Genomic DNA, 24,849 nt, shown 5'->3' with positions numbered 1-24,849 from the left:
GGGAAGGGGAAGGGGGAAGAGGGACGTGGATGGGGACGGCACCCGACTGCGGCACAGCCGGTAGCCGCTACAGCGACGGCACCGGCGGCACGCCGTACCGGATCAGCGCCTGGCGTGGCGCCCGCGCGGACCAGGAGGCTGCGGCGGCTCATGCCCCGGGGAACCGTCGCCCGCCTGCGGCGTCTGGGTCACTGCGGGATCGTGCGGCGCGTCAGCGTCATAGGGCGCCGGCGAGCCGTCGCCCGGCTGGCCCCCGGGCGCCGCCTGGGCGCCGTAACCCGGACCGGGCTCGTACGGGGACCGGCCGCCGGGCCCGTACGGCGACTGGGACTGCTGGGGCTGGTGGGGCTGGGGCGCCGCATGAGGCTGGGGCGCCCTGTGGGGCGCTTGAGTGGGCTGCGATCCCTGGAACGGCTGCTGCTGCGGCTGTGGCTGTGGCTGTGGCTGTGGCTGCTGCCGAGTGGATCGCATCGGCTGCGTCTGCTGCATGTGCGGCAGCTGCTGCATCGGCTGCGTCTCTTGGGGCTGCTGGTCCTGGTGCGGCCTCTGGGGCTGCTGACCCTGCTGGGGCTGCTGACCCTGCTGGGCACCGTACGGCGACGGGTGCCCCGGCTGCCCCTGGTGACCTTGCTGAGGCCGCTGGGGCTGGGGGGGCTGCTGGTCCTGGGGCTGGTTCGTCTGCCCCGGCTGACTGGGGTAACCGGGGTGACCGTGCTGACCAGGATGCTGCTGTTGGGGGCGCTGCGACTGGGGGTGCTGCTGTCCCGAGAAGCCCTGCTGAGGCTGCTGCCGCCGCTGGCCCTGCTGAGGCTGCTGACCCTGCTGCGGCCGCTGGGGCTGCTGACCCTGCTGGGGCTGGTAGCCGTGCTGCGTCTGCGAGTCGGCGCCGTAGGGGGCACCCGAACCGCCGTACGGACCCTGCTGGCCCTGCTGACCGCCGGGTTGCTGGCCGCCGTAGGGCGGTCGCTGGCCGGCGTACGGAGCCTCCGGGCCACGCGGTCGCTGCGAGCCGTCACCGTACGGACCAGCCGCACCACCCGCACCATCCGCGCCGCCGAAAAGCCCACCCTGGCCACCGCCGTACGCGTTGCCGCCGTATCCGTTGCCGCCGCCGTGCGCGTCGCCGTCGCCGCTGTCCGCGTCGTCACCGTCGTACGCGCCGCCCTGTCCGGCCCCCGCCGGAAGCGCCGACAGCGCGGTGGCACCGCCAGTCGCGACGGCCGCCTTCTTGGACTTGTTCCGCGCGCGCAGGAACTCAATGACGATCGGAAGCACCGAGAGCAGCACGATGCCGATGAGCATCGCCTCGATGTTCTTGTGGACGAAGTCGACATTGCCGAGCGACGCGCCGAGCACGGTCACACCCGCGCCCCACAGGACGCCGCCGATGATGTTGAAGGTGATGAACGACCGGTAGTTCATCCGGCTCACGCCCGCGATGATCGGCGTGAACGTCCGCACGACGGGCACGAAGCGCGCCAGCACCAGCGACTTCGGCCCGTACTTCTCGAAGAACTCGTGCGCCTTTTCGACGTTCTCCTGTTTGAAGAGTCTGGAGTCGGGCCGTCGGAAGAGGGCTGGTCCGACCTTGCGGCCGAAGAGGTATCCGACCTGGTCACCGGCGATAGCCGCGAACACGGTCAGGGCGCACACCAGCCACAGGGGCTGATCGATCTTGTCCGTCGTGACCAGGAGACCCGTGGTGAACAGCAGCGAGTCACCCGGCAGGAAGAATCCGATGAGCAGGCCGGATTCGGCGAAGACGATGGCGATGACGCCATAGATGCCGAACTGGTCGATCAAATAGTCCGGGTCCAGCCATGTGGGGCCGAGCGCGAGGTTGGTCACGGGTGACAGGGCTCCTGGATCAGGGGGTGCAGGCTCGTGCGAGGCCCGGCCGCGGCGAGGGGCGGACTGGGTGCGTGTGCGGCCCCCAAACTATCAACGCCGAATGCGTGCACCCGGTTCCAGTCTGCCCCACCGCCGCAGCCCGCCGTGCGTCCTCGCGCACACTGGGTCGTCCCGGGAAAGCCCCTACGTGGCGAAGGGGCTCATCCGGAGTGCTCCCAGCCCGGCACCCGGCTCACGTCACACGGCCGGTGTCACACCGGGCGGCGTCCCGCCCTACGCCTGGCGTAGGGCGTTGGCGAGGATCGCCTCCCGCAGATACGCGGCGAGACCCGGCCTGACCGCCTCGTACGTGGCGGTGAACCGCTGATCCGTGACGTACATCTCGGCGAGACCGGTGTGGATCTCGTATGTGCAGTCGTAGGAGAAGCGGCAGATCTGCTGCCGGTGCTCCTCGGCGAGGTCCATCGCCGCCTCCTCCTGCGGGGCGGCACCGGTCTCCATCAGGGCGGCGAAGCGGGCGTTGAGCTCGTCGGCCTCCGCCTTGATCCGCAGCCAGTCCTCCTTCGTGCAGGTGGCGGTCCTGCGCTGCGACTCCCGGAACGCGTCCGTCCCGCCCCAGCGCCGCTCCGCCTCCTCCGTGTGATCATCCGGGTCGAAATCGCCCCCGAAGACCTCGAACTTCTCTTCCGGCGTGAGATTGACACCCAACTTCTTCGCCTCCATGGCGTGTTCGACGGCGGCGGCCATCTCCTGGAGCTTGACGATCCGGTCGCTCAGCAACGCGTGCTGCCGACGGAGGTGCTCCGCCGGGTCCGCGTCCGGGTCGTCCAGCAGGGCCGCCACCTCGTCGAGCGGAAAGCCGAGCTCTCGGTAGAACAGGATCTGCTGGAGCCGGTCGAGGTCGGCGTCGTCGTACCGCCGGTGCCCCGCGTGGCTGCGCGCGCCCGGCGCGAGCAGTCCGATCTCGTCGTAGTGATGCAACGTACGCACCGTGACCCCGGCGAACCCGGCGACCTGTCCCACGGAATAGCCCATCGCGCTGCCCGCTCTCCTTGCTTCTCGATACGCCTTTCACGGTGGGTCCTCACGCCACGTGAGGTGCAAGTCCATATGGCGAAAAGGCTTGGGTGCGGCCCCGGGCGGATGACATCCTGCGGATCATGCTGGGGATAACGGACCTTTCGACGTACCTTGCGGGCCTCGCACTGATCATCCTGCTGCCGGGCCCGAACTCGCTGTACGTCGTGTCGGTCGCCGCGCGGCGCGGCCCGCGCGTCGCGTACCGGGCGGCCGGTGGGGTGTTGTGCGGGGACGCGGCGCTCATGGTGTTGTCGGCGGGCGGGGTGGCCTCGCTGCTGCAGGCGAGCCCGGTGGCGTTCTCCGTCGTGAAGTTCGCGGGCGCCGGCTATCTGACCTGGCTGGCGATCGGGATGCTGCGCGGGGCGTGGGCGCTGTGGCAGCGGCGCGCCACGACGGCGGCGGCCACGACGGCCGAACCGCAGGCGGGAGCCGACGCTCCGGCGGGCGCGGACGCTCCGGTGGGCGCCGCGGCGAAGCAGCCGGAGGAGCGGCCGTTCCGGCGGGCCCTCGTGGTGAGCCTGCTCAACCCGAAGGCGATCCTCTTCTTCATCTCCTTCTTCGTGCAGTTCGTCGATCCCGCCTACCCGCACCCCGCCCTGTCGTTCTTCGCGCTCGGCCTGTGGGCCCAGCTGTTCAGCATCACGTACCTGTCGGTCCTCATCTTCAGCGGCACGTTCCTCGCCGCGACCTTCCGCCGCCGCAAGCGGCTGACGGCGGGGCTGTCGGCGGGTGCGGGCGCGGCCTTCCTGGGCTTCGCCGCGAAGCTGTCGCTGGCGAGCGCGGGCTAGCTGTTCTGTCCATTGAGGTTGGTGACAGTGATCACGAGCGCCGGCGGCGCACGACCGCCCGCCGGCACCGGCTGGTCCGGTAGCGGCGGGCGGCCACACAGGCAAGTGATCACACAGGCACGTGATCATGCGGGGCGATCACACAGGACAAACGGTCACACGGGAATGGCCTCGATGAGGCAGTAGGCGTTCGACTGCGACATCACCGTCGGCGTGACCGAGGTGACCGAGAAGCCCGCTGTGGCGCACAGCGCCTCGTAGTCCTGCCTCGTCCTCTCCTTGCCACCGAGGTTGACCAGCATCTGGATGTCGGTGAAGTAGGTAAGGGCCGCGGTCCCGGGGACCACGACGGGGGGCACCACCGGTTCGATGATCAGCAGTCGGCCGTCCGCGGGGACGACCCGCCGGATGTTGCCCAGAATGGTCGCCGCCCGTTCATCGTCCCAGTCGTGGAGCACGTTCTTGATCAGGTAGGCGTCGCCACCGGCCGGGACGGCGGCGAAGAAGTCGCCGGCCTCCAGCGCGCAGCGGTCGCTCAGCCCCGCTTCGGCCAGCAGGTCGGGTGCCTCGGCGAGGCCCTCGGCGGTGTCGAAGATGACGCCGCGCGTCTCCGGGCACGCGCGCAGCACGCCGGCGAGAAGGGTGCCGTTGCCCCCGCCCACATCGACGATGGTGCCGTAACGGCTGAAGTCGTAGCTGGCGGGCAGGGTCTCCGCGACGGTGCGCGTGGTCTGGCTCATCGCCGCGTTGAACCCGGCGGACAGCTCAGGCTGCTCCTTCAGATACGTGAAGAAGTCCTTTCCGTGGATCTTGTCGAAGGCGGTCTCGCCGGTCCGTACGCTCTCGTCGAGGTTTTCCCAGGCGCGCATCATCACCGGGTCGGTGAACATCCGGACCGAGGCGTACATCCCCATCGGCAGGTCGGAGCGCAGGAGCGCGCCCGCCTCGGTGTTCGCGAAGCTGCCCGCCTTGGTCTCGGCGACGAGCCCGATGCTGGCGAGCGCGCGGAGAAGTCTGAGTGTGGGCTCCGGCTGTGTCCCGCAAGCGCCGGCCACCTCGTCCGCAGTTCGCTCGCCGTCGCCTATGTGGTCGAAGATGGTCAGCCGGACGCCGGCGACCAGCATTTGGGTGGCCATCTGTCCGGCGGCCAACTGGGTCACGAGCCCCAGGGCCTCGGCGCTGGGCTGCTGCTCGTTCGTTGTCATGGTGAGCCTCTCGTCAAAGCGCTGTCTATCGCCTGTCCTGTGCGCGCGGCAAGGGATAGCCGACGGCCCCCGTATGCGCCACGGCTCAAAGTTCAAGGCAGCCTAGGCTTCTCCCGTTACTCTGGTAACGGCGGTATCCAGCCAAAGAGTTGAACCATTTACGTACGCGTGCAGCCCGACCTGCACAGGGGCAGCCCCGGCCCTGCGTACGGAATGCAGGGCTCCGGTCGGCGGAGCTTGGGGCCGCTGCCGTGGAGGCTGGCCGACCCCCTGCCGTGACTCAGTGCGGGATCGTGTCGATCAGTTCCCTGGCGCCCTGCCGCAGGAGGGCGACGGCCACGGAAGTGCCAAGCGTCGCGGGGTCGAGCGGTCCCGCCCACTCATGCGCGTCGAGGACCGTCTTGCCGTCCGGGGTGAAGACCCGGGCGCGCAGCGACAGACGCCCGTCGCGCTCGGCCTTCGCGTACCCCGCGATCGGTGAGTTGCAGTGGCCTTGAAGGACATGCAGGAGCATCCGCTCGGCGGTGGTTTCGCGCCACGCGTCGGCATCCCCCAGCCCGGCGACCGCCTCTATCGTCGTGTGGTCGTCCTCCCGGCACTGGAGGCCGAGCACTCCAGCGCCGATCGGCGGGCACATCGTCTCGACCGGGAGGATTTCCGCGATCCGCTCCGGGAGACCGATCCGCTCCAGACCGGACACCGCGAGCAGCAGCGCGTCGGCGTCTCCTGCGGCCATCTTCTCCAGTCTGCGGTTGGCGTTGCCGCGGATCGGCACGCAGGTCAGCTGCGGGTGGGAGATGGCGAGCTGGGCGACGCGGCGCACGGAGGAGGTACCGATCCTCGTCCCGGCCGGCAACTCGTCGAGGGTGAGGCCGCCGGGGTGCACCAGCGCGTCCCTGATGTCATCCCGCTTGAGGAAGGCGGCGAAGACCGTGCCGGCGGGCAGCGGCCGGTCGGCGGGGACATCCTTGATGCAGTGCACCGCCAGGTCGGCCTCACCCGCCAGCAGCGCGGCGTCGACCTCCTTGGTGAACGCGCCCTTGCCGCCCAGCTTGGACAGATCGCCCATCCACCGGTCACCGGACGTCGTGACCGGCACGACCTCGGTACGGGTACCGGGGCGCAGCGCACTGAGCTCGGAGCGCACCCGCTCCACTTGGGCCAGGGCCATCGGCGAGGACCGGGACACGATACGGATCAGCTCAGCGGATGCCATGGACAAACGATAGGGCGTCAGCCGGGCACGGAGGGACGGGGGTTGGCCGACGGAGTGTCCTGCGGCCCACGGGAGACGGGGCCGCGTGCCACCACGCCCCGGTCCGCCCCGGCCCGGCCCGTCGAGCGCGGCTCCCCTCCCCTATCTGCCCCTCTCCGCATCCGGTGCGGACATTGACGTACTCCTTTCGCGACCGGGGCCCCTGCCGTGGCCCCCTTGCCGTGACCAGGTCTCTCCCCGTGGTCAGGTCCCCTGCCGTGATCCCCCTTGCCGTGACCGGGGCCCCCGGCCGTGATGAGGGCTCCCGCCTCTTCCGGCCCCCGCCGCCTTGGTCAAGTCCCCCCGCCGCGGTCAGGCCGCACACCAGGGACAGGTCGCGCACCAGGGAGGTCGTTCGTCAGGGAGAGGCCGCGCCCGGGGACGGCTCTCAGCGGCTGAGTCGCTGGTAGCGGGCGACCGCCAGCGGGAAGAAGATTGCCAGCAGCACCAACGGCCAGGCCACCGCGAGAATTTCCGCGTGTCGCGCCGCCCAGGAGTCGCCACCCCAGCCGGGATTGTCGAACAGCTCGCGGATGGCGGACGCCGTGGCGGACATCGGGTTCCACTCGGCGATGACACCAAGCCAGTCCGGCATGGACTCGGCCGACGCGAAGGCGTTGGACAGAAAGCCGATCGGCCAGATCAGGATCTGCACCGCTTGCACCAACTCTGGCTTGCCCGCGGCCATGCCCAGGTAGATGCCTATCCACAGCATCGCGAAGCGCAGCAGGAGCAGCAGCCCGACCGCCACCAAGGCCGCCCCGAAGCCGCCGTGCCAGCGCCAGCCCAGCAGCAGGCCGGCGCCTATCATCACCAGCAGACCGACCAGCGACTGGATCATGTCGGCGATGCTGCGGCCGACGAGCACGGCGGACCGGCTCATCGGCATCGCGCGGAACCGGTCGACGACGCCCTTGTTCAGGTCGCCGGCGATGGCGACCATCGTCGCCTCCAGGCCGAACGCCATGGTGAGGGCGAGCATGCCCGGCACCAGGAACTCCTTGTAGTCGCCCCCGCCCGCGACATGCATGCTGCCGCCGATGAAGTAGGCGAACACCACGAGGAGCATCACCGGGAAGACGAGCCCCACGATGACCTGCACTGGCTGCCGTGCCCAGTGGGCCAGTTCGCGACGGGTCATGGTCCAGGAGTCGGCCAGAGCCCAGCGCAGCCGGGCGCCGGGGGTGGTGGGCCGCCCCGCCGAAGGAAAGTGCACCGCAGTCGTCATACCGTCGCCTCCTTGCCGGTCAGCTCCGCGCCGCTCGCAGGCCCGCCGCCGGTCCCCGTTCGGCTTGCCGCGCCGCCGCCGTCCGCCATGCGTCCTTCGGACTCCTCCCCCGCACGTCCGCCCGTGAGGTGCAGGAACACCTCATCCAGCGTGGGTCGGCGCAGCACTATGTCCTCCGCCTCGATCCCGGCGGCCGACAGTGCCCGGACGGTCTCGGTGAGCGCTCCTACGCGGTCCACGACGGGCGCGCTGACCCGACGGTTGTCCGCGTCCGTCTCCACGTCGTCCGCCCGGACCGCCATGCCGACCACCGAGGCGGCGGCGGGCAGTTCGTCAGCGCGGTGCACCACGACGTCGATACGGTCGCCGCCGATGGCCGACTTCAGCTCGTCCGCCGTTCCCTCGGCGATGGCGCGGCCGGTCTCGATGACCGTGATCCGGTCGGCGAGTTGGTCGGCCTCCTCCAGATACTGGGTGGTGAGGAGCACCGTCGTGCCATCGCCGACCAACGACCGCACCGCGCTCCACACCTGGTTGCGGCCGCGCGGGTCCAGTCCGGTCGTCGGCTCATCGAGGAACAGGATCTGCGGCCGCATGATGAGCCCCGCCGCCAGGTCGAGCCTGCGCCGCATGCCGCCGCTGTACTGCTTGATCGCCTTCCGCCCGGCCTCAGCCAGTCCGAACTCCTCCAGCAGTTCGTCCGCGCGCTGTCCGGCGCGGCGCGCGCCCAGATGGTAGAGCCTGCCGAACATCTCCAGGTTCTGCCGCCCGCTCAGGTCCTCGTCCACGGCCGCGTGCTGGCCGAGCAGACCAATCCGGTAGCGCACCTGGTCGGCGTGGCGCACCACGTCGAGCCCGGCGACCTCCGCCCGCCCGCCGTCCTGCCGCAGCAGCGTGGCGAGGATGCGGACGCACGTGGTCTTGCCCGATCCGTTCGGCCCGAGCACGCCGTGCACACTGCCGGTCCGGACAAGCAGGTCGAGCCCGCTGAGGGCTTGATGGTCCCCGTAGTTCTTCCTCAGTCCTTCGACGACGATCGCGTGATCGCGGTCAGCCAATGCCATCTCCTCCAGCTCCAGCCCAAGCCCTGCGGCGCGCGATAGTCAAATTTGACTACCGCGCTCCAAAAAAGTACTCCCCCTCCTCTCGTTAGTCAAACTTGATTAGCCGCTCTTCGCTTCCGCGTCCGCGTCCAGGGCCTCCATGTCCGGCCCGCCGCCCGCGCCGCTCCGCGCCTCATCGACGCCGTGCGCACCCGCCGCACCATGCGCCTTCGGCTCATAGCCCGCCGCGATGTCTCCTGGATGCGGCGCCCCGGCGTACGGGTTCTCGGCACCCTCCGGCAGCACAGCCTTGAACGGCTCGCCCTCGCCCGCCATGACGTAGGCACCGCCCTCAAGCCGTTCGATCAGGGCCCGAGTCCACGCCACGCCGCTGTCGGAGGTGGTCACCCACAGCTCCATGATTTCGCCGATATGGCCCAGCGACTCGGGTCCGTCGGCCGGGGTGTAGTACTCGGTGACCGACGCACGCCACTGCTCCAGCGCCTCGACCCGCTGCTTCAGCAAGGAGATCGCCTCGTCACGTGGCAGGTCCACGAGGAAGCCGACCCCGGCGCTGAGCAGGTCGAGCTTGCCGTTCCAGGCGGTCAGCGACTCGCGCAGAAGCGCGAAGAACGTCTCCTCGCCCTTGTCCGTCAGCTCGTACTCCGTGCGCGGCGGCCCGCCCACCGTGCTCGGAGCGACGTCGTGGGCGAGCAGCAGACCTTGCTTCGCCATCTGCTTGAGCGCGTGATAGATCGACCCGGGCTTGGCGTTGGACCACTCGTGCGCACCCCAGTACTCCAGGTCGTTGCGCACCATGTAGCCATGCGCGCGCCCATGCTGGCGCACCGCTCCCAAGACCAGCAGCCGGGTCGCTGACATCAGCCTGTCACTCCGTCTCACTCGCACGTCACATCAAGGCCAGGTTAACCGGCCCCACCCACTACTCAACTTTGACTAGCGGCGCCGGAGCGCCTAACCTCGGTCTCATGACCGAGACGACGACACCCCTGCTGCCCTGTCCGTCGATCGACGAGAACCTGGACTTCTACCGCGCCCTCGGTTTCAAGGTGACGTATCTGCAGAAGAGCCCGAACCCGTATGCGGTCGTCCAGCGTGGGGGTATCCAGCTGCACTTCTTCGGTATGCGGCGTTACGACCCGGCCGCGTCGTACAGCTCGTGTCTGATCTCGACCCCCGATGTGGACACGCTGTACGAGGCGTTCCGCAGCGGCCTCAAAGAGACGTACGGCAGGGTGCCGACGCGCGGGATACCGCGCGTCGGGCCGCTGAAGGACACCTCGCACGGGGTGCGGCAGTTCCTGCTGACCGACCCGGGCGGCAACTGCCTGCGGATCGGCCAGCCCATCGCCGGCAGCTTCGAGCACAGCCCAGCGCCCACGGAGCCCTTCGCCCGCGCCCTGCACCTGGCGGCTCTGCTCGGCGACTCCAAGGGCGACCACGCGCACGCCGCGAAGATCCTCGACCGCGCCCTGGCGTCCGTGGCCACAGCTCCGGTGGGAGCGGACGCGGGGGCCGGGGAGCACGCTGCGGCCCCAGCACCGGAAACCGGGACCACGCCCGCGACGGCCACCGCCACGTCGGGCACTACGCCGTCCGCGCCGGACCTGCTGCGGGCGCTGGTGCTGCGCGCCGACATGGCCCTACGCCTGGACGACTCCGACCTGGCCGGGGCGCTGCTCACGCGGGTCGCCGGCATGGGACTCAGCGCGTCCGAGCGGGAGTCGGTGGCCGATGAGCTGCGCCGCGCCAGCGAATTGCGGGACGGGATACGGGAGGAGGCTCACGCGGAAACGCGGTAGTGGTAGCCGTAGGGCTCAAGGGTTTCGGGCCGTTCCCGGCGACGGGGAGAATGACGGCTTCCCGCCGCGGGGCGGCGGGCGGCTCACACCGCGCCCGCGCCCGCCTCATCCACCAGCTCGAACGCGGTCTTCCCGTCCAGCGTCTCGCGGATGACATCGGCGTGCCCCGCGTGCCGCGCCACCTCCTGGATCATGCTCAGCAGAATCCAGCGCGCGGAACGGTCCCTGTCCTGCGGGTACCAGGGAGCCTCCGGGAGCGTCACGACGACATCCAGGTCAGGGAGGGAGTTGATGTACTCCTCGGTCTGGCGCGCGACCTTGTCGTAGTACGCCAGCAGGCTGGTGATGTTCTCATCGCCCACGGGCTGGAACGACTCGTGCCAGTTCTCCATGTCGCGCTTCACGCATTCCTCAGGCCGCCCGGCGAGAGTGCCCATGATCCAGCCCTGCTCCACCTCGGCGACGTGCTTGAGCAGACCGATCAAGGAGAGCTCACTGGCCGCCGGAGACTCGGCCGCCTGCTCGTCCGTGAGGCCGAGCAGCGACCGGCGGATGCCGCCGCGCTGCGCCTCCAGGTAGTTCAGCAGCGCAGCCCGCTCGTCGCCACGGGGCTCAGCGTTCACAAAAGTGGGCATGGAATCCGCCTTCCTTCGGGAGCCGGTGGGTCCCGGCCTCGATGAAGACAACGCTATAAAGCCTTGAGGACAACTTCTGTCCTCATCCCATCCTCAATCTCTGTCCTGGTCCCCTGATTCTGAGAAGTTCCGAGTGCGGCGCTGGCTCCCGGGCTGCCGGGCCGCACTTCTGAGCCGCGCGTGGCTGCTCCGCACCGGGCCGGGTGCGGTGGGGTCAGAACGGGAACTGGCTGCGGCCGTACTGGATGGAGATCCACTTCGTCGTGGTGAAGCAGTCCAGCATCGCCTCACCGTTGAGCCGCCCCACCCCGGAGTGCTTCTCGCCGCCGAACGGGACGATGGGCTCGTCATGCACGGTGGAGTCGTTGACGTGGATCATTCCGGTGCGTACGCGCTTGGCGAGGCGCACTCCGCGCTCGATGTCACCGGTGTGCACGGCGCCGCTCAGCCCGTACTCGGTGTCGTTGGCGATGCGCACGGCCTCCTCCTCGCCATCGAACGGGATGAGGATCGCCACCGGGCCGAAGAGTTCCTGCCCGTAGATCGAGGAATCGGGGGTGACGCCCGTGAGGACGGTCGGGCTGACCAGAGCGCCGTTGACGGTGCCCCGGACGAGGGCGGTGGCGCCCTCGGAGAGACCCTGCTCGACCATGTTGGCGATGGTCTCGGCCTGACCCTCGTTGATCAGCGGGCCGATGTGGGTGGCGGGGTCGCGGGGGTCGCCGACCTTGAGGGTCTTCACCTTCGCGACGAACTTCTCCGTGAACTCGCGCTCCACGCTGCGGTCGACCAGCACCCGGTTGGCGGCCATGCACACCTGGCCCTGGTGGATGAAGCGGCTGAAGACCGCGGCGTCCACGGCGTAGTCGATGTCGGCGTCGTCGAGGACGATCAGCGCGCTGTTGCCGCCGAGTTCCAGGATGCAGCGCTTGAATCCGGCGGCGGCGACGGTGGCGACATGCCTGCCGACCCGGTCGGACCCGGTGAAGGAGATCATTTTCGGCACGGGGTGCTCGATGAGCGCGTCGCCGATCTCGGCGATGTCGGTGACGACCACGTTCAGCACACCGGCGGGCAGCCCGGCCTCTTCGAAGACCTTGGCGACGAGGCCGCCACCGCAGACGGGGGTGTTCTGGTGCGGCTTGAGCACCACCGCGTTCCCGAGCGCGATGGCCGCGGCGACCGACTTGACAGACAGTACGAACGGGAAGTTGAACGGGCTGATGACGCCGACGACACCGACCGGCACCCGGTAGACACGGTTCTCCTTGCCGTCGATGGGCGACGGCAGAATGCGGCCCTCCGGGCGCAGCGCCAGCTGCATGGCCTCGCGGAGGAAGTCCTTGACGATCCGCAGCTCGAAGGCCGCCTTGACGCGGGTGCCGCCGACCTCCGCCGTGATCGCGTCGGCCAGCTCCTCCTCGCGGTCGTCGATGATGCGCAGGGCCCGCTCGAAGACAAGCCGCCGGGTGTAGGGGTTGGTTTCCTCCCAGCCTCGCTGGGCCCGCTCGGCAGCGCGGTATGCCTGGTCGATCTCCTCAACGGTGGCCACCGTTATGGAAGCCAGCTTCTCCCCGTTGTACGGATTGAAGTCGACGATGTCCCACGAGCCGCTGCCGACCCGCCACTCGCCATCGATGTACTGATAGGCCAACTCGGAGAAGTAGGACATGCCATCCCTTATCTGGAGGCCGGGAGGCCGGTGGCCCCTCGGGGGTTGAGGCGGGACTCCTGATGGCATGTCATCGTAGTGTTGGCTCAGACCAGTTGGAGACGCCCTCTGAGCAAATCCCTTGATTTGGCCGGAGAAAGGCTGTCGGCGCGCAGGCGTTCCATCGCCCGCTCGTATTGAGCGACCTCCTCGCGCTTGTCGAGATAGAGCGCGCTGGTGAGCTGTTCCAGATACACGACATCCGGCAGATCGGACTCGGGAAAGCTCAGCATGGTGAACGCGCCGCTCTCACCCGAGTGCCCGCCGAAGTGGAAGGGCATGACCTGGAGCGTCACATTCGGCTGTTGCGACACCTCGATGAGGTGCCGCAGTTGCGCCCGCATCACCTGCGCGTCGCCGTAGGGGCGGTGCAGCGCGGCCTCGTCGAGTACGGCGTGAAAGACCGGAGCCCGCTCGGAGGCCAGCAGTTTCTGCCGTTCCAGACGCAGTGCCACACGCCGGTCCACCTCAGCGGAGCAGGCGTCGCGCTGGCCGCGGGTGACGACGGCGTGCGCGTACCCCTCGGTCTGCAGCAGGCCGTGGATGAACTGCACCTCGTAGACGCCGATATGCGAAGCGGCGCCCTCAAGACCGACGTACGTCTGGAACCAGCCCGGCAGGACATCGCCGTAACTGTGCCACCACCCCGCCACATTCGCCTCCCGGGCCAGCCCGAGCAGCGCGCCGCGCTCCCCCTCGTCGATGACTCCGTAGAGCGTGAGGAGGTCTTCGACGTCACGCGCCTTGAAGCTCACCCTGCCCAACTCCATGCGGCTGATCTTTGACTCGGAAGCACGGATCGAATAACCAGCCGCTTCACGCGTGATGCCGCGCGACTCGCGCAGCCGCCGGAGCTGAGAGCCCAGGAGGATACGGCGTACGACCGATCCGCTCGACTCGCTTGTGGCCATTTCCGTGACCCTCCCTGTACGTTCCGTACCCTGCCGGGTACGTCCCCCACGGACCCCCGGGCGCGAAGTCTGCCACTTCTACGCTCCGTTGAGTGCACATCTCATTACCCAGATGTGAGATGGACTCAAGCGCCCTCCGGAAGAATTCAGTTCGAAGGGGTCAGTCTGTCGCAAACCGGCCACGTGCACGTGCATCTGCCCTTGCATCTGCGCCGAGCATTGGGAATGCTGGAGCTCGCGCACGTGCACGCTGTTATGGGACTCAGCCAGGGTCGTCACGGCCACGAATGCCAGGAGTGCCTCGCATGGGGACCAAAGGATCGACCATGGTCGAGCCGTTATGGCAGGGCCTCACTCCCATCGACCCCTCGGCTCTCTCGAACTCCGCTTCCTGCGCGCTCCCGGCACGCTTCGAAGCGGTCAAGGGTGCCCGCGAGTTCACCCGCGCCACGCTGCACGGGTGGGAACTCTCCGGGCTCTTCGACGATGTGGCCCTGGTCGTCTCCGAACTGGTGACCAACGCGCTACGGCACGCCGTGCCCGGTGGCGAACGCGAGGCCGCCGGCCATCGCACTGCCCCCGAGCCCCCGGTGCGCCTGCATCTGATGCGCTGGACCTCGCGCCTGGTGTGCGCCGTACGCGACCCCAGCGAGGAGAGCCCGATCACCGGTGACACGGCACTGGTCCCCGAGCTGAACAGCGCGGCCGAATCCGGCCGCGGGCTCTACCTCGTGGAGTCCTTCAGCGACAGCTGGGGCTGGCACCCGCTGGCGGGGACGCTGCGCGGCAAGGTCGTCTGGGCCCTGTTCATCCTGCCCCGGGACTGACAGCCCGCGACTGACAGCCGGGATTGGCACGCGCCGACGAACACCACCGCACACCACGCGCCGCACGCCACCCGCCTCGCCCGGCCGCGCCGGCCACCCGGACAGCCACCCCGCGCGCCGCCGCCGCGCCTCGCGCGGGCATGCGCCGACAGCCGGGGCGGGCAGGCGCGTAAGGGGGCTCGTACGGGACTCGTACGGGACTCGTACGGGACTCGTACGGGACTCGTACGGGACTCGTACGGGACCCGTGCGGACTCGTACAGGACCGACCCCGTACGGGAGTCGTACGGGACGGCGCTGAGGCGCCTCTGCGGGGCGCAGCCGGAGCGGCGCCCACGCGGGTACGCCTCCAGCGCCCCGGCCGGCGCCCGGCCACCGCGTCGGCACGGAGCCCCGAAGACGCCCGCAGAGGCCCCTTACGGCGCCGCCTCGCGAGGCGGCCGACGACTGTTTCTCGCCAAAGACGCCCGCGTGCGGTGAAGCCGCCTCCGGGCGGCTCATGCCGAAATGGCGTACGGGCAGCACACCGCGCCCGACGCCCCACGCCCCCTCAGAAGCGCGTGTCACGCCCGGTCAATCGCCCACCAGGTGGTCGAATTCACCGTCCTTGACGCCGAGCAGCATCGCCTGGATCTCGGCGGGGGTGTAGATGAGCGCCGGACCCTCGGGATGGCGTGAATTACGGACGGCTACGTTTCCGCCGGGCAGCTTCGCGAATTCCACACATGAACCCTGTGAATTGCTGTGCCTGCTCTTCTGCCAGGCGACCCCTTGGAGGTCCGTCGCCGCCATGCCGTTATACGCCTGGTGCACAGAACTCTCCGTGGTGGTTACAGCTGTCAACTACCCCGGATCATAGTCCCGTTCATGTGCGTTCGCATGAGCGGATGCACGTGCACGCGCCGTACTCGAATGATCACCGCGAGGCGTAAGGCAACAACGCCATCTCCCGGGCGTTCTTGATCGCCCGAGCCAACTGCCGCTGTTGCTGCGCTGAGACGCGTGTCACTCGCCGACTGCGGATCTTGCCACGATCGGAAATGAACTTACGGAGCAGGTCGGTGTTCTTGTAGTCGATATAAGTGACGTCAGCAGCGTCCAACGGGTTGGGCTTGGGCTTCAAGTTTTTGCGCGGGTGCGGGGAGCGGGCCATGGAACAACGGTCCTTTCGGGACGGGACGGGCAGGGAACAGGAGAGGTCAGCGGGGTTTGCCGAACGGCGGCAGACGGCGTGGCGGGGGCGGCCGACTGCGGCGAACACCGACGCCGGATGTTTTTCGGGAGCGCCGACGCGGGTCTCCAACAGACCGGAATCGGCAAGTCCCTCACGGGCGGCACGGGAGCGGACACGGGCGGTGAGTCCCGATTCCGTGGTGTAGTCGCGTGATTCGTGAGGGAGATGAGGCGTCAATCACCGGCGGAATGCCCCTGAATCGGGGCGTGGCACGTGAATTCAGGAAACCGGGTCGAGGAGTTCATCGAAGGCCGCCGACAGGGAGCGCCAGGCCGCCGGGCCCGCCGCGTATTCGCTGTCGGTCAGGAGGCAGGACTCAAGCAGCGCTACGAGACCCTCCCGGTCGAGGCCGGGGGAGGTGAAGGTCAGATGCTGGGCCCGGTCACCGTGTTCGGGATGCCAGTCCAGCGCGGCGGCCACCCGGCGCATCGGCGGCACCAGTTCCCAGGCGGCGTCCGGCAGCCCGGCCAGCCACGGCCCGGCGTTCTCCACACACAGCGCGCCGCCCGCCGCTTCCCACGACAGCAGCGTGTCCGGCCGGTCGGCGAGCCAGAACCGGCCCCGGCTGCGGGCGGCCGCGCAGGTCAGGTCCTCCAGCGCGGCGAAGAGCCGGCCGGGGTGGAAGGGCCGTACCCGGTGCCAGACCAGCGTGGTGACGCCGTCCGCGTCCGCCTCCTGCGGGAGCAGGGCGCACGCCGGGTGCTGGCGCGCCGCCGCGGCCTCCACGTCGAACCCGGCCAGAGCGGCGGACACGAGCTCGTCCGAGTCGATGGCCACGAGCTGGGCGGTGGGGTGCAGTTGCCCGATGAGCGCGAGGTCGGCCGGGTCGTAGCCCTCTCCCCCGGTCTCCCTGCCGTCGTCGCCGTCCGTGCCGCCCGTGCTGTCCTCGGGGCTTGTGAGAGCCAGCACCGGCGCGTACTCCAGCTGCCGCGCCCAGGTGTCCCCGACCGTGCGCTGGTCGGCGGGCGCGGCAGCCAGGCCGGTCTCGGCGAGGTCGTCGCCGCAGCTGAGGTACGGCAGCACCAGCGCCGGGTCCACGGCCGTGATCACACCGCTCAGCCGCAGGCCGGAACCACCGTGCGCGGCCACCACTTCGGCCATCGCCTTCGGCTCGACGGAGTCCCACAGCTCGACGATGGCGAGGCGGCACATGCCGCCGTCGGCCAGCCGCTCAAGCTCGGGCACCAGGTCCTCACGCAACGCGCAGCACGCGCAGTCGTTGACCAGCGGCGCCTCGCCCTGATCGAGGATTTCCAGCCCGTCGCGCACGGTCCGGCGCACGGTGCCGTCGGCGGCCGTCGCCAGGTCGTGGTGGAGGGCGACGCTGCCGGGGACGGTCCGCAGCAGCCGTTCGACGGCCGCCTGGCGGGCGTCCGAGTGCAGCCCGCCGACCAGCACCACGGGCAACGGCGCGGGCGCACTCATCAGCGGGCCTCCCGCTTGCCGTAGCGGCGCTCGAAGCGCTCGACGCGGCCGGCGGTGTCCATCACGCGCGCGGTGCCCGTGTAGAAGGGGTGGCTCGCCGAGGAGATCTCCACGTCGATGACCGGGTAGGTGTTGCCGTCCTCCCACTCGACCGTCTTGTCGCTGGTGGCGGTGGACCGGGTGAGGAAGGCGAAGTCAGCGGCGCGGTCGCGGAAGACGACCGGGTGGTACGGCGGGTGGATGCCGGGCTTCATGGCAGGTGCTCCTTGGAGTGGTCAGGGATGAGGGGGATCGGGAGGGGCGGGTGGGACCGGCACCCTCCCCGGATCGGCGGAACCGGAGTCTCCGGCGCATACCAGCGGCCTCAGCGCTCTTCCCTGAAGGCGACGTGGCGGCCGACGACCGGGTCGTACTTGCGCAGCTCAAGGCGGTCCGGGTTGTTCCGGCGGTTCTTGCGCGTGACGTACGTGTAGCCGGTCCCAGCGGTGGAGCGGAGTTTGATCACGGGGCGTAGCTCGTTGCGGGCCATAGGAGCTACTATACAGAAATGGTTTCCATTTTCATTAGGGCCGTCCGGCGGCTCGTTCGCCCAGGGAGGCGCTGACATGTCCGCCCACTGCCAACTCACCGGCCGGAAGCCGGGCTTCGGCAACTCCATCTCCCACTCGCACCGGCGCACCTCCCGCCGCTTCGACCCCAACATCCAGCGCAAGCGCTACTGGCTGCCGAGCGAGAACCGCTTCGTACGGCTCACCCTCAGCGCCAAGGGCATCAAGACCGTGGACACGCTCGGCATCGAGGCCGCCGTGGCCCGCATCCGCGCCCGGGGAGGAAAGGTCTGATGGCGAAGAAGAGCAAGATCGCCAAGAACGAGCAGCGCCGGGTGGTCGTCGCCCGCTACGCCGCCCGCCGCGCCCTCCTCAAGGCGCTCATCAGCAACCCGGCCACGCCCGAGGAGGAGCGCTACGCCGCACGGCGCGAGCTGAACCGCCAGCCGCGCGACGCGAGCGCCACGCGCGTGCGCAACCGCGACAGCGGCGACGGCCGTCCGCGCGGCTACTTCAGCACCTTCGGCCTGTCCCGGGTCAGTCTGCGCGAGCAGGCGCACGCCGGATATCTGCCGGGCGTGCGCAAGTCGAGCTGGTAGCGCGCCGGCCACAAGCGTGCGGCGGGCCCGGACCGTTCCCCACGGTCCGGGCCCGCCGCGCGAGGCTGCTCAGCTCCGGCGCCAGAGCCGCCTCGCCCGCGACGCCCCGCGAAGGGGCGCCACGGAGACATGGCACCTCAGGCGAGCGCCGCCCGCGTGCCGCGACCGACCCACGAGGGCTCGTGCGCGGGCTCGTGCTCGGTGAGCGCGTACGCGGCGGCCTCGGGCTCGCGCTCCGGCGCCTGCTCGCCTTCGTGTTCGTGTTCGCAGGCGTCGTCGATGCCGTACGTGGCCCAGTCGGGGAACGGGTCGGCCAGCGCCGTCCATTGCCGCGGGCCGAGCGCGTACTCCGCGTCGGTGAGCAGGCAGCGGGCGAGCGCGGCGCGCAGCCCGTCGGCGTCCAGGCCCGTGCCGATGAAGACCAGTTCCTGCCCGCCGCCGACGACGTGGTCCGCCTCCGGCTGTCCGCCTTCGCGCGGGGGTGCCGCGGCTCCGGGCCCGGCGGGCGCCGCGGTGACGCCGGACGGTTCGAACCTGGCGACCGCGCCCGCCTGCGACCACAGACCGGTCACCCGGGGCCGTGAGGCGAGCGAGAAGAAGCCCTTGGAGCGGAGCACGGTGCCGTGGCCGCCGTCGAGTCCGGTGGTGACGAACTCCCACAGCCGCTCCGGGTGGAAGGGCCGGTCCGCGCGGAAGACGGTCGAGGAGATTCCGTACTCCTCGGTCTCCGGCACGTGGTCGCCGTTGAGTTCCCTGACCCAGCCGGGCGCCTGCTGGGCGCGTTCGAGGTCGAAGAGGCCGGTGCCGAGCAGGAGCGCGGGGGCGACGCGGCCGAACCGGGCGGGGACGACGCGCGCGGCCGGGTTGAGCCGGGTCAGCGTCGCGGTCAGCCGCGCGGCCCGCTCCTCGTCCACGAGGTCCAGCTTGTTCAGGACGATGACGTCGGCGAACTCCACCTGGTCCATGAGCAGATCGCTGACGGTCCGCTCGTCGTCCTCGTACTGGTCGAGGCCGCGCTCGGTGAGTTCGTCGCCTCCGGCCAGCTCGGCGAGGAAACCGGCCGCGTCCACGACGGTCACCGTGGTGTCGAGGCGCGCCACCTCGCCCAGCGTGGCGCCGTCGTCGCGCGGGAAGGCGAATGTCGCGGCGACCGGCATCGGCTCCGAGATCCCGCTGGACTCGATGAGGAGGTAGTCGAAGCGGCCCTCCCTGGCCAGCCGGTCGACCTCCTCCAGCAGGTCGTCGCGGAGGGTGCAGCAGATGCACCCGTTCGTCATCTCCACGAGCCGCTCCTCGGTACGGGAGAGCGCGGCGTCGCCGTCGCGGACGAGCGCGGCGTCGATGTTGATCTCGCTCATGTCGTTGACGATGACCGCCACGCGCAGCCCCTCGCGGTTGTTCAGGAGGTGGTTGAGCAGCGTGGTCTTGCCGGAGCCGAGGAATCCGGAGAGGACGGTCACGGGCAGCGCCGCGGCCTCCGCCGTGCCCGCTCCCGGCGCGGGCGCGGGCGGCCGGGCGGCCTGGTCAGTCGTGGGCCGGTCGGTCATGGTCCGTCAGTCCTCGGGCTGGATGAGCCCGCGCTGGTAGGCCCGTACGAGCCGGAGCGGCACCTTGATCTCGCGGCCCTCGACCGTGATCGGCACCAGCTGGGGGGCGTTGGCCTTCCACTGCGAGCGGCGGTGCCGGGTGTTGCTGCGGGACATCTTGCGCTTGGGGACGGCCATCGCTGGTCTCCAGGGGTGTCGGTGAGGGTACGGAGCCACGCTATATGAAAATGGGTCCCATTTCTAATGACGGTCCCACCGTGATTGTCAGACCCCCCTGCAAGACTTCTGTCCATGAGATGGGCGGTGGCGGAGACGGACGACGGGGGTGTTCGTCTCTGCCCCGTCGATGACGCGGGCCGGCCCCAGGGGCCGGTCCGCGTCGAGCCCAGCCTCATCGCGGCCGTCCGTGCCCGGCCCGAGGTGACGCGCTGGGTCTGGCGGTCGACCGCCGAGCTGTACGGGCGGCTGCTCGACGCGGGCGTGCGCGTCCAGCGGTGCTACGACGCGGAGGTCGCCGAGACGCTCCTCCTCGGGTACGAGGGGCAGTGGGGGCGGCAGCCGCGGTCGCTCGCGGCGGCGTGGGCGCGCCTGCATGGCCTGCCCGTGCCTGAGGACCCGCCCCTGCGCGGCGCCGACACCCAGCCGTCCCTGTTCGATGCCGGGCCGCCGCCGCTCCCGCCCGGCACCGACCCGCTGCGAGCCCTGCTTGAGGTCTACGCCGACCAGCTGACCCGCGCTCAGGCCACCGCGCACCCGGCGCGGATGGGCCTGCTCATCACCGCCGAGTCGGCGGGCAAACTCGTCGCCGCCGAGATGCGCCGCGCCGGGGTGCCCTGGCGGGCCGACGTACACCGGGCGCTGCTGGACGAGCTGCTGGGCGAGCGCTATCCGGGCGGGCTTGAGCCCCGGCGGCTCGTCGATCTCGCCGACGAGGTCTCCCAGGCCTTCGGCACCCGCGTGCGGCCGGACCTGCCCGCCGACATCGTCAAGGCGTTCGCCCGCGCCGGGGTGCCCGTCAGCTCCACCCGCGCCTGGGAGCTGCAAGCCGTCGACCACCCCGCCGTGGAGCCGCTGCTGCGGTACAAGAAGCTCTACCGCCTGCATACCGCGCATGGCTGGGCCTGGCTCCAGTCGTGGGTGCGTGACGGCCGCTTCCGCCCCGAGTACCTGCCCGGGGGCACGGTCTCCGGCCGCTGGACCACCCATGGCGGCGGCGCGCTGCAGATCCCGAAGGTGGTGCGGCGCGCGGTCGTCGCCGACCCCGGCTGGCGGCTGGTCGTCGCCGACGCCGAGCAGATGGAGCCGCGCGTGCTCGCCGCCGTCTCCCGCGACCCCGGCCTGATGGCGGCCGCCGGCAGCACCCGCGACCTGTACGCGGCGCTGTCCGACCGCGCCTTCTCCGGCGACCGCGCGCAGGCCAAGCTCGCGCTCCTCGGCGCCATCTACGGGCAGACCTCGGGCGACGCCCTGAAACACCTCGCGGATCTGCGCCGCCGCTTCCCCGCCGCCGTCGCCTACGTGGACGACGCGGCGCGCGCCGGAGAGGAAGGACGGCTCGTACGGACCTGGCTCGGCCGCACCTGCCCGCCGGTGTCGGCCACGCCCGACACCGAGGAGGCCGGACTCCCCCAGGAGGACGCTCCCGCCTCCGCCGCGTACGGAAGCAGCGCGAGCGCGCGGGCCCGTGGCCGGTTCACGCGGAACTTCGTCGTACAGGGCAGCGCGGCGGACTGGGCCCTGCTGATGCTCGCCGCGCTACGGCAGTCCCTCGCCCCGCTGACTGCCGAGCTGGTCTTCTTCCAGCACGACGAGGTGATCGTGCACTGCCCGCAGGAGGAGGCCGCCCAGGTGACCGAGGCCGTCCAGGCGGCGGGCGACCTCGCGGGCCGTATCGCCTTCGGGGACACTCCCGTCCGCTTTCCCCTCACTCCGGCGGTGGTCGAGTGCTACGCCGACGCGAAGGGGTGAGCCTGGGGCCGGGCGGTGGGCCCGTCCTGCCCGGGCCTCCCTGAGCCTCGCCGGGCTTCCCCGCCCAGGGCGGCGCGGAAGGGGCTGAGCCTGCGCCGCGACCGCCGATCCGCCGCGCGGGCGGGTCTTCGCCCGCCGGGGAGGGCGGCTGGTGTGCGGGCTTCCCGGCGGGCGCGACGCGCGGGGTGAGCGGCGGTCAGCTGGCGTGCCGTCATGCCGCTGAGGCGGTCACCGGACCGGCGGAGCCGCTCGCCCGCCTGGCCCAGTCCCGCATGCGGCGGCGCCGGGGGGCGCGCACGATGGCCGAGGGGACCGCCGGGCGGGCGGTCCCGCACCGCCCACCAGAGGAGAGTCCTTCGTGAGTCTCAGTCTTGAGCGGCTACGCCGTTGTTCCGTCGCGGTAGACCTCGGTGCTGCCCGGACACGGGTCTATCTCAAGGAGACGGGCCTCATCGTCGACGAACCGACCGTAGCCGCCATCAACACCCACACCGGTTCGCTGATCGCCGTCGGCGACCTGGCCGAGCGGATGACCGGCCGCACGCCGGGGCACATCCGCGTCGTCCGCCCGGTCAGCGGCGGCACCGTCGTGGACATCGACATCGCCCAGCGCATGCTGCGGTTCTTCATCGGCGACAAGATCCGCCGCGTCTGGCGCCGCAAGCCGATGCTGCGCGCCGCCATCTGTGTCTCCCATGAGGCCGACCCGCTCGCGCAGCGCGCCGCCGTCGAGACGCTGTGCGGTCTCGGCGCCCGCCGGGTCGAGCTGGTCGACACCCTCATCGCCGCCGCCGTGGGCTGCGGTCTGCCCGTCGAGCAGCCGGAAGCCACGATGATCGTGGTGTGCGGGGCGACCTCCACGCAGGTGGCGGTGCTGTCGCTCGGGGCGATCGTGGCCGCCGAGAAGGTGCCGGTCGGCGGCGACATGATCGACCAGGCGGTCAGGGAGCATCTGCGTACGGAACATGAGCTGCTGCTGCCCAGCCAGTCGGCGGGCCCGCTGCATGCCGTGCTCAGGGGCGCCGAGGTGCACGGCAGGGACGTGGCCACGGGACAGGCGAGGTCCGTGCGGGTGGAGCTGGCGGACGTCCGGGAGACCATGCGCGCCCCGCTGACGGGGGTGCTCGACGCGATCCGTACCGTCCTCCGCCGCTGCCCGCCCGACCTGGTCGCCGATCTCGCCGAGCGGGGCATCATGCTCGCCGGCGGCAGTGCGCTGCTGGCCGGGCTCGACGACATGCTGTCCCAGGGCACGGGCGTGGCCACGCGCATCGCCGAGCACCCCGACACCTGCGCCGTGGAGGGCCTGGGCGCGATGCTGGAGGGCAAAATCACACCGCTGCACCTCGACCCGCTGGCCAGCTGAGTACGGCGGCTCGGCCCCGGTGACCAGGGCCCGCGGCGCCTCGGGCGGGGGCGGAACGGGCAGGAAGCCGGGGCGGCGGACGAGACGGTTCAGCCATTCGGCAGCTGTTGGGGAACTTCTCTACCCGGTTCAGCAGTTTGTTCTGAGGATCATCTCTACCCCCGACCCGCGTAACGCGCGAGGAGACAGCTCATGGCCCTGTGGGACCGGTTGAAGGATTCCGCCCAGACGATGCAGACCCAGCTGCAGTCGAAGAAGAACGACCTCAAGAGCGGAGCGTTCCGGGACGCCAGCATGGCGATGTGCGCACTGGTCGCGGCGGCCGACGGCTCCGTGGACCCGGCCGAGCGGCAGCGTGTCGCTTCCCTGATCGCCTCCAACGACGTGCTGCGGAACTTCCCCGCCGACGATCTGCAGCGGCGCTTCAACGACTACGTGAACCAGCTGACCCAGGACTTCGCCATGGGCAAGGTCGGCGTGCTGCAGACGATCGGCAAGGTGCAGAAGAAGCCCACCGAGGCGCGTGCCGTGATCCAGATCGGCATCGTCATCGGCGGCGCCGATGGCGACTTCGACAAGTCGGAGCAGGGTGTCGTCCGCGAGGCGTGCTTCGCGGTCGGTATCGAGCCCACGGAGTTCGACCTCTGATTCGACCTCCAGGACACACGCGTCTGTCGTCAGAGCCGGGCCAGGCTCCCGCTTTCCGAGCGGGGGCCTGGCCCGAGTGCGTCGTACGCCTGCGCGGGCGAGGCAGTGTGGGTGCCCGCGTAGGCGTGGCACCGCCGCGTGCCCGCGCGGGGGGGCGTGGCTTGTGTCAGACGGCAGCCGTGGCGCCGCGCCGCGCCATGCTCGTCAGGATGAGGTGGTGGAAGGGCTCGATGGTGCGGAAGTACATCCGCCCGGCCTTCCGGTGGTAGCGGACCACGGTGGTGCACACCCCCTCGGTGCCGTGCGCGCCTTCCCGTACGACGAAGACACAGCGGTAGCTGAGGTGCTTGTCGTCCTTGCCGCCCATCACCTCATCGGCGGAGACGGTGAGCACCCGCATCGGGCCGAGCCGCTCGCCGGGGGCGATTCCGGTGGGCGCCGCCGTGTCGCCGACCTTCAGGCCGAACGGCGCGACGATCTTGTCCCGCACCTGCAGCAGGCGCACCACCCAGCCGGGCGGTGAGCTCATCATGGCCTGGGTGAAGTCGCTGGTGCTCGTCCCCGGGGGCACCCGCACCGCCACCGTGGAGACGTGGTCGTGCCCGCCCAGACTCCGCACCGCTTGCTCGGTCACCGGCTCGGCATCCCTGCGGACCACAGGTCTGACCACGGGTTCACACTCCTTCTGGGTCGCTATTCACCCGTGATCTGGCAGATCACGGCACCCGAAGCGACGGAAGCGCCGACCTCGGCTGTCAGTCCCATGATGACGCCGGAGCGGTGGGCGTTGAGCGGCTGCTCCATCTTCATGGCCTCCAGGACGACGACCAGCTCGCCCTCCGCCACCCGCTGCCCCTCCTCGACCGCCGTCTTGACGATGGTGCCCTGCATCGGCGAAGCGAGGGTTTCCCCCGTAGCGGCGGACCCGGCGCTGGTCGGGCGCTTACGCGGGGTCTTCTTGCCTCCGCCGTTGGGTGTGGCGGTGGCGAATCCGAGGGAGGCGGGGAGGGAGACTTCCAGGCGTTTGCCGCCGACCTCGACGATGACGGTTTCGCGGCTGGGGGTTTCGGTGTCGTCGTCGGTGGGGGTGTAGGGGGTGATGGTGTTGGTGAACTCGGTTTCGATCCATCGGGTGTGGATGGTGAAGGGGCCGGGGT

General features: G+C 70.4%; 26 protein-coding genes and 1 pseudogene. 8 read left to right on the top strand and 19 right to left on the bottom strand.

Annotation, left to right across the window (positions count from 1 at the left end; genetic code table 11):
- Window positions 1–102 precede the first annotated feature (102 nt).
- Together AC5P1B_RS26585 and AC5P1B_RS26580 are read right to left on the bottom strand one after the other, a co-directional pair.
- Window positions 103–1,848 carry a DedA family protein gene (locus tag AC5P1B_RS26585; RefSeq protein ID WP_493890258.1) on the bottom strand — a complete coding sequence of 582 codons (1,746 nt, stop codon included), beginning with the start codon at window positions 1,846–1,848 and terminating at the stop codon, window positions 103–105.
- 276 nt (window positions 1,849–2,124) lie between these two features.
- On the bottom strand, window positions 2,125–2,886 hold the full coding sequence (locus tag AC5P1B_RS26580; RefSeq protein ID WP_493890256.1) for a MerR family transcriptional regulator: 762 nt from the start codon (window positions 2,884–2,886) through the stop codon (window positions 2,125–2,127).
- Window positions 2,887–3,011: 125 nt separating this feature from the next.
- Between AC5P1B_RS26580 and leuE the strand changes: the two genes are divergently transcribed.
- Complete coding sequence (gene leuE, locus AC5P1B_RS26575; RefSeq protein WP_493890255.1) at window positions 3,012–3,719, top strand: leucine efflux protein LeuE; 708 nt, start codon at window positions 3,012–3,014, stop codon at window positions 3,717–3,719.
- 155 nt (window positions 3,720–3,874) lie between these two features.
- Here the strand turns inward: leuE and AC5P1B_RS26570 are convergent, their stop codons facing one another.
- From AC5P1B_RS26570 to AC5P1B_RS26550, 5 genes and pseudogenes are all read right to left on the bottom strand, one after another.
- A complete protein-coding gene (locus AC5P1B_RS26570; protein WP_493890254.1) occupies window positions 3,875–4,924 on the bottom strand; it encodes a methyltransferase in 1,050 nt (349 codons plus the stop codon).
- Window positions 4,925–5,204: 280 nt separating this feature from the next.
- Complete coding sequence (gene hemC, locus AC5P1B_RS26565) at window positions 5,205–6,140, bottom strand: hydroxymethylbilane synthase (protein ID WP_493890252.1); 936 nt, start codon at window positions 6,138–6,140, stop codon at window positions 5,205–5,207.
- 427 nt (window positions 6,141–6,567) lie between these two features.
- Window positions 6,568–7,407, bottom strand: coding sequence for an ABC transporter permease (locus AC5P1B_RS26560; RefSeq protein ID WP_493890251.1), 840 nt, complete (start codon window positions 7,405–7,407; stop codon window positions 6,568–6,570).
- The gene (locus AC5P1B_RS26555; RefSeq protein WP_493890250.1) at window positions 7,404–8,471 is read right to left on the bottom strand and encodes an ATP-binding cassette domain-containing protein; all 1,068 of its coding nucleotides are present in this window, start codon (window positions 8,469–8,471) and stop codon (window positions 7,404–7,406) included. Before AC5P1B_RS26555 ends, AC5P1B_RS26560 begins: the two co-directional genes overlap by 4 nt.
- A 231-nt stretch (window positions 8,472–8,702) precedes the next feature.
- A pseudogene (locus tag AC5P1B_RS26550) lies at window positions 8,703–9,332 on the bottom strand (PadR family transcriptional regulator); the annotation flags it as partial.
- A gap of 107 nt (window positions 9,333–9,439) precedes the next feature.
- On the opposite strand from AC5P1B_RS26550, the gene AC5P1B_RS26545 reads away from it, so the two are divergent.
- On the top strand, window positions 9,440–10,273 hold the full coding sequence (locus AC5P1B_RS26545) for a bleomycin resistance protein (protein ID WP_493890248.1): 834 nt from the start codon (window positions 9,440–9,442) through the stop codon (window positions 10,271–10,273).
- An 83-nt stretch (window positions 10,274–10,356) separates the two neighbouring features.
- On the opposite strand, the gene AC5P1B_RS26540 is transcribed toward AC5P1B_RS26545, so the two are convergent.
- From AC5P1B_RS26540 to AC5P1B_RS26530, 3 genes are all read right to left on the bottom strand, one after another.
- Window positions 10,357–10,908 carry a DinB family protein gene (locus tag AC5P1B_RS26540; protein ID WP_493890247.1) on the bottom strand — a complete coding sequence of 184 codons (552 nt, stop codon included), beginning with the start codon at window positions 10,906–10,908 and terminating at the stop codon, window positions 10,357–10,359.
- Window positions 10,909–11,122: 214 nt separating this feature from the next.
- Window positions 11,123–12,580, bottom strand: a complete 1,458-nt coding sequence (locus AC5P1B_RS26535; protein ID WP_493890245.1) for an aldehyde dehydrogenase family protein — start codon at window positions 12,578–12,580, stop codon at window positions 11,123–11,125.
- Window positions 12,581–12,666: 86 nt separating this feature from the next.
- The gene (locus AC5P1B_RS26530; RefSeq protein WP_493890244.1) at window positions 12,667–13,530 is read right to left on the bottom strand and encodes a Sco1979 family transcriptional regulator; all 864 of its coding nucleotides are present in this window, start codon (window positions 13,528–13,530) and stop codon (window positions 12,667–12,669) included.
- A 305-nt stretch (window positions 13,531–13,835) separates the two neighbouring features.
- Between AC5P1B_RS26530 and AC5P1B_RS26525 the strand changes: the two genes are divergently transcribed.
- On the top strand, window positions 13,836–14,357 hold the full coding sequence (locus AC5P1B_RS26525) for an ATP-binding protein (RefSeq protein WP_493890243.1): 522 nt from the start codon (window positions 13,836–13,838) through the stop codon (window positions 14,355–14,357).
- Window positions 14,358–14,930: 573 nt separating this feature from the next.
- Here the strand turns inward: AC5P1B_RS26525 and AC5P1B_RS26520 are convergent.
- The 5 genes from AC5P1B_RS26520 to rpmG form a co-directional block, all read right to left on the bottom strand.
- On the bottom strand, window positions 14,931–15,170 hold the full coding sequence (locus tag AC5P1B_RS26520; RefSeq protein WP_493890357.1) for a DUF397 domain-containing protein: 240 nt from the start codon (window positions 15,168–15,170) through the stop codon (window positions 14,931–14,933).
- A 103-nt stretch (window positions 15,171–15,273) separates the two neighbouring features.
- Window positions 15,274–15,510: a 30S ribosomal protein S18 gene (gene rpsR, locus AC5P1B_RS26515; protein WP_493890242.1), complete on the bottom strand. Its 237-nt coding sequence runs from the start codon at window positions 15,508–15,510 to the stop codon at window positions 15,274–15,276.
- Window positions 15,511–15,810: 300 nt separating this feature from the next.
- A complete protein-coding gene (locus tag AC5P1B_RS26510; RefSeq protein WP_493890241.1) occupies window positions 15,811–17,016 on the bottom strand; it encodes a CobW family GTP-binding protein in 1,206 nt (401 codons plus the stop codon).
- A complete protein-coding gene (locus AC5P1B_RS26505) occupies window positions 17,016–17,270 on the bottom strand; it encodes a type B 50S ribosomal protein L31 (RefSeq protein ID WP_493890240.1) in 255 nt (84 codons plus the stop codon). Before AC5P1B_RS26505 ends, AC5P1B_RS26510 begins: the two co-directional genes overlap by 1 nt.
- A gap of 110 nt (window positions 17,271–17,380) precedes the next feature.
- A complete protein-coding gene (gene rpmG, locus AC5P1B_RS26500; RefSeq protein WP_493890238.1) occupies window positions 17,381–17,545 on the bottom strand; it encodes a 50S ribosomal protein L33 in 165 nt (54 codons plus the stop codon).
- Between the two features lie 76 nt (window positions 17,546–17,621).
- On the opposite strand from rpmG, the gene rpmB reads away from it, so the two are divergent.
- Together rpmB and rpsN are read left to right on the top strand one after the other, a co-directional pair.
- A complete protein-coding gene (gene rpmB, locus AC5P1B_RS26495; protein ID WP_493890237.1) occupies window positions 17,622–17,858 on the top strand; it encodes a 50S ribosomal protein L28 in 237 nt (78 codons plus the stop codon).
- Window positions 17,858–18,163, top strand: coding sequence for a 30S ribosomal protein S14 (gene rpsN, locus AC5P1B_RS26490; RefSeq protein WP_493890236.1), 306 nt, complete (start codon window positions 17,858–17,860; stop codon window positions 18,161–18,163). The genes rpmB and rpsN overlap by 1 nt, the downstream gene beginning before the upstream one ends.
- Before the next feature lie 137 nt (window positions 18,164–18,300).
- On the opposite strand, the gene AC5P1B_RS26485 is transcribed toward rpsN, so the two are convergent.
- Window positions 18,301–19,710, bottom strand: coding sequence for a GTP-binding protein (locus tag AC5P1B_RS26485; RefSeq protein WP_493890234.1), 1,410 nt, complete (start codon window positions 19,708–19,710; stop codon window positions 18,301–18,303).
- A 6-nt stretch (window positions 19,711–19,716) separates the two neighbouring features.
- Window positions 19,717–19,887 carry a 50S ribosomal protein L32 gene (gene rpmF / locus AC5P1B_RS26480; protein WP_493890232.1) on the bottom strand — a complete coding sequence of 57 codons (171 nt, stop codon included), beginning with the start codon at window positions 19,885–19,887 and terminating at the stop codon, window positions 19,717–19,719.
- A gap of 114 nt (window positions 19,888–20,001) precedes the next feature.
- Here rpmF and AC5P1B_RS26475 point away from each other — a divergent pair, with 114 nt between their 5' ends.
- The 3 genes from AC5P1B_RS26475 (at window position 20,002) to AC5P1B_RS26465 (ending at window position 23,692) form a co-directional block, all read left to right on the top strand.
- Window positions 20,002–21,678, top strand: coding sequence for a bifunctional 3'-5' exonuclease/DNA polymerase (locus tag AC5P1B_RS26475; RefSeq protein WP_493890230.1), 1,677 nt, complete (start codon window positions 20,002–20,004; stop codon window positions 21,676–21,678).
- Between the two features lie 358 nt (window positions 21,679–22,036).
- Window positions 22,037–23,044, top strand: coding sequence for a rod shape-determining protein (locus AC5P1B_RS26470; protein WP_493890228.1), 1,008 nt, complete (start codon window positions 22,037–22,039; stop codon window positions 23,042–23,044).
- Window positions 23,045–23,236: 192 nt separating this feature from the next.
- A complete protein-coding gene (locus AC5P1B_RS26465) occupies window positions 23,237–23,692 on the top strand; it encodes a tellurite resistance TerB family protein (protein ID WP_493890226.1) in 456 nt (151 codons plus the stop codon).
- Window positions 23,693–23,858: 166 nt separating this feature from the next.
- Here the strand turns inward: AC5P1B_RS26465 and AC5P1B_RS26460 are convergent, their stop codons facing one another.
- Both AC5P1B_RS26460 and AC5P1B_RS26455 read right to left on the bottom strand, forming a co-directional pair.
- Window positions 23,859–24,362 (bottom strand): DUF2867 domain-containing protein, encoded by a 504-nt coding sequence (locus tag AC5P1B_RS26460; protein WP_493890225.1) that lies wholly within the window; start codon window positions 24,360–24,362, stop codon window positions 23,859–23,861.
- 23 nt (window positions 24,363–24,385) lie between these two features.
- Window positions 24,386–24,849: acyl-CoA carboxylase biotin carboxyl carrier protein subunit (locus tag AC5P1B_RS26455; RefSeq protein ID WP_493890224.1), on the bottom strand; the 464-nt coding region annotated here is incomplete at its 5' end.

Source organism: Streptomyces sp. A01 (assembly GCF_059026195.1).
This window is presented reverse-complemented; position numbering and strand designations above follow the sequence as displayed.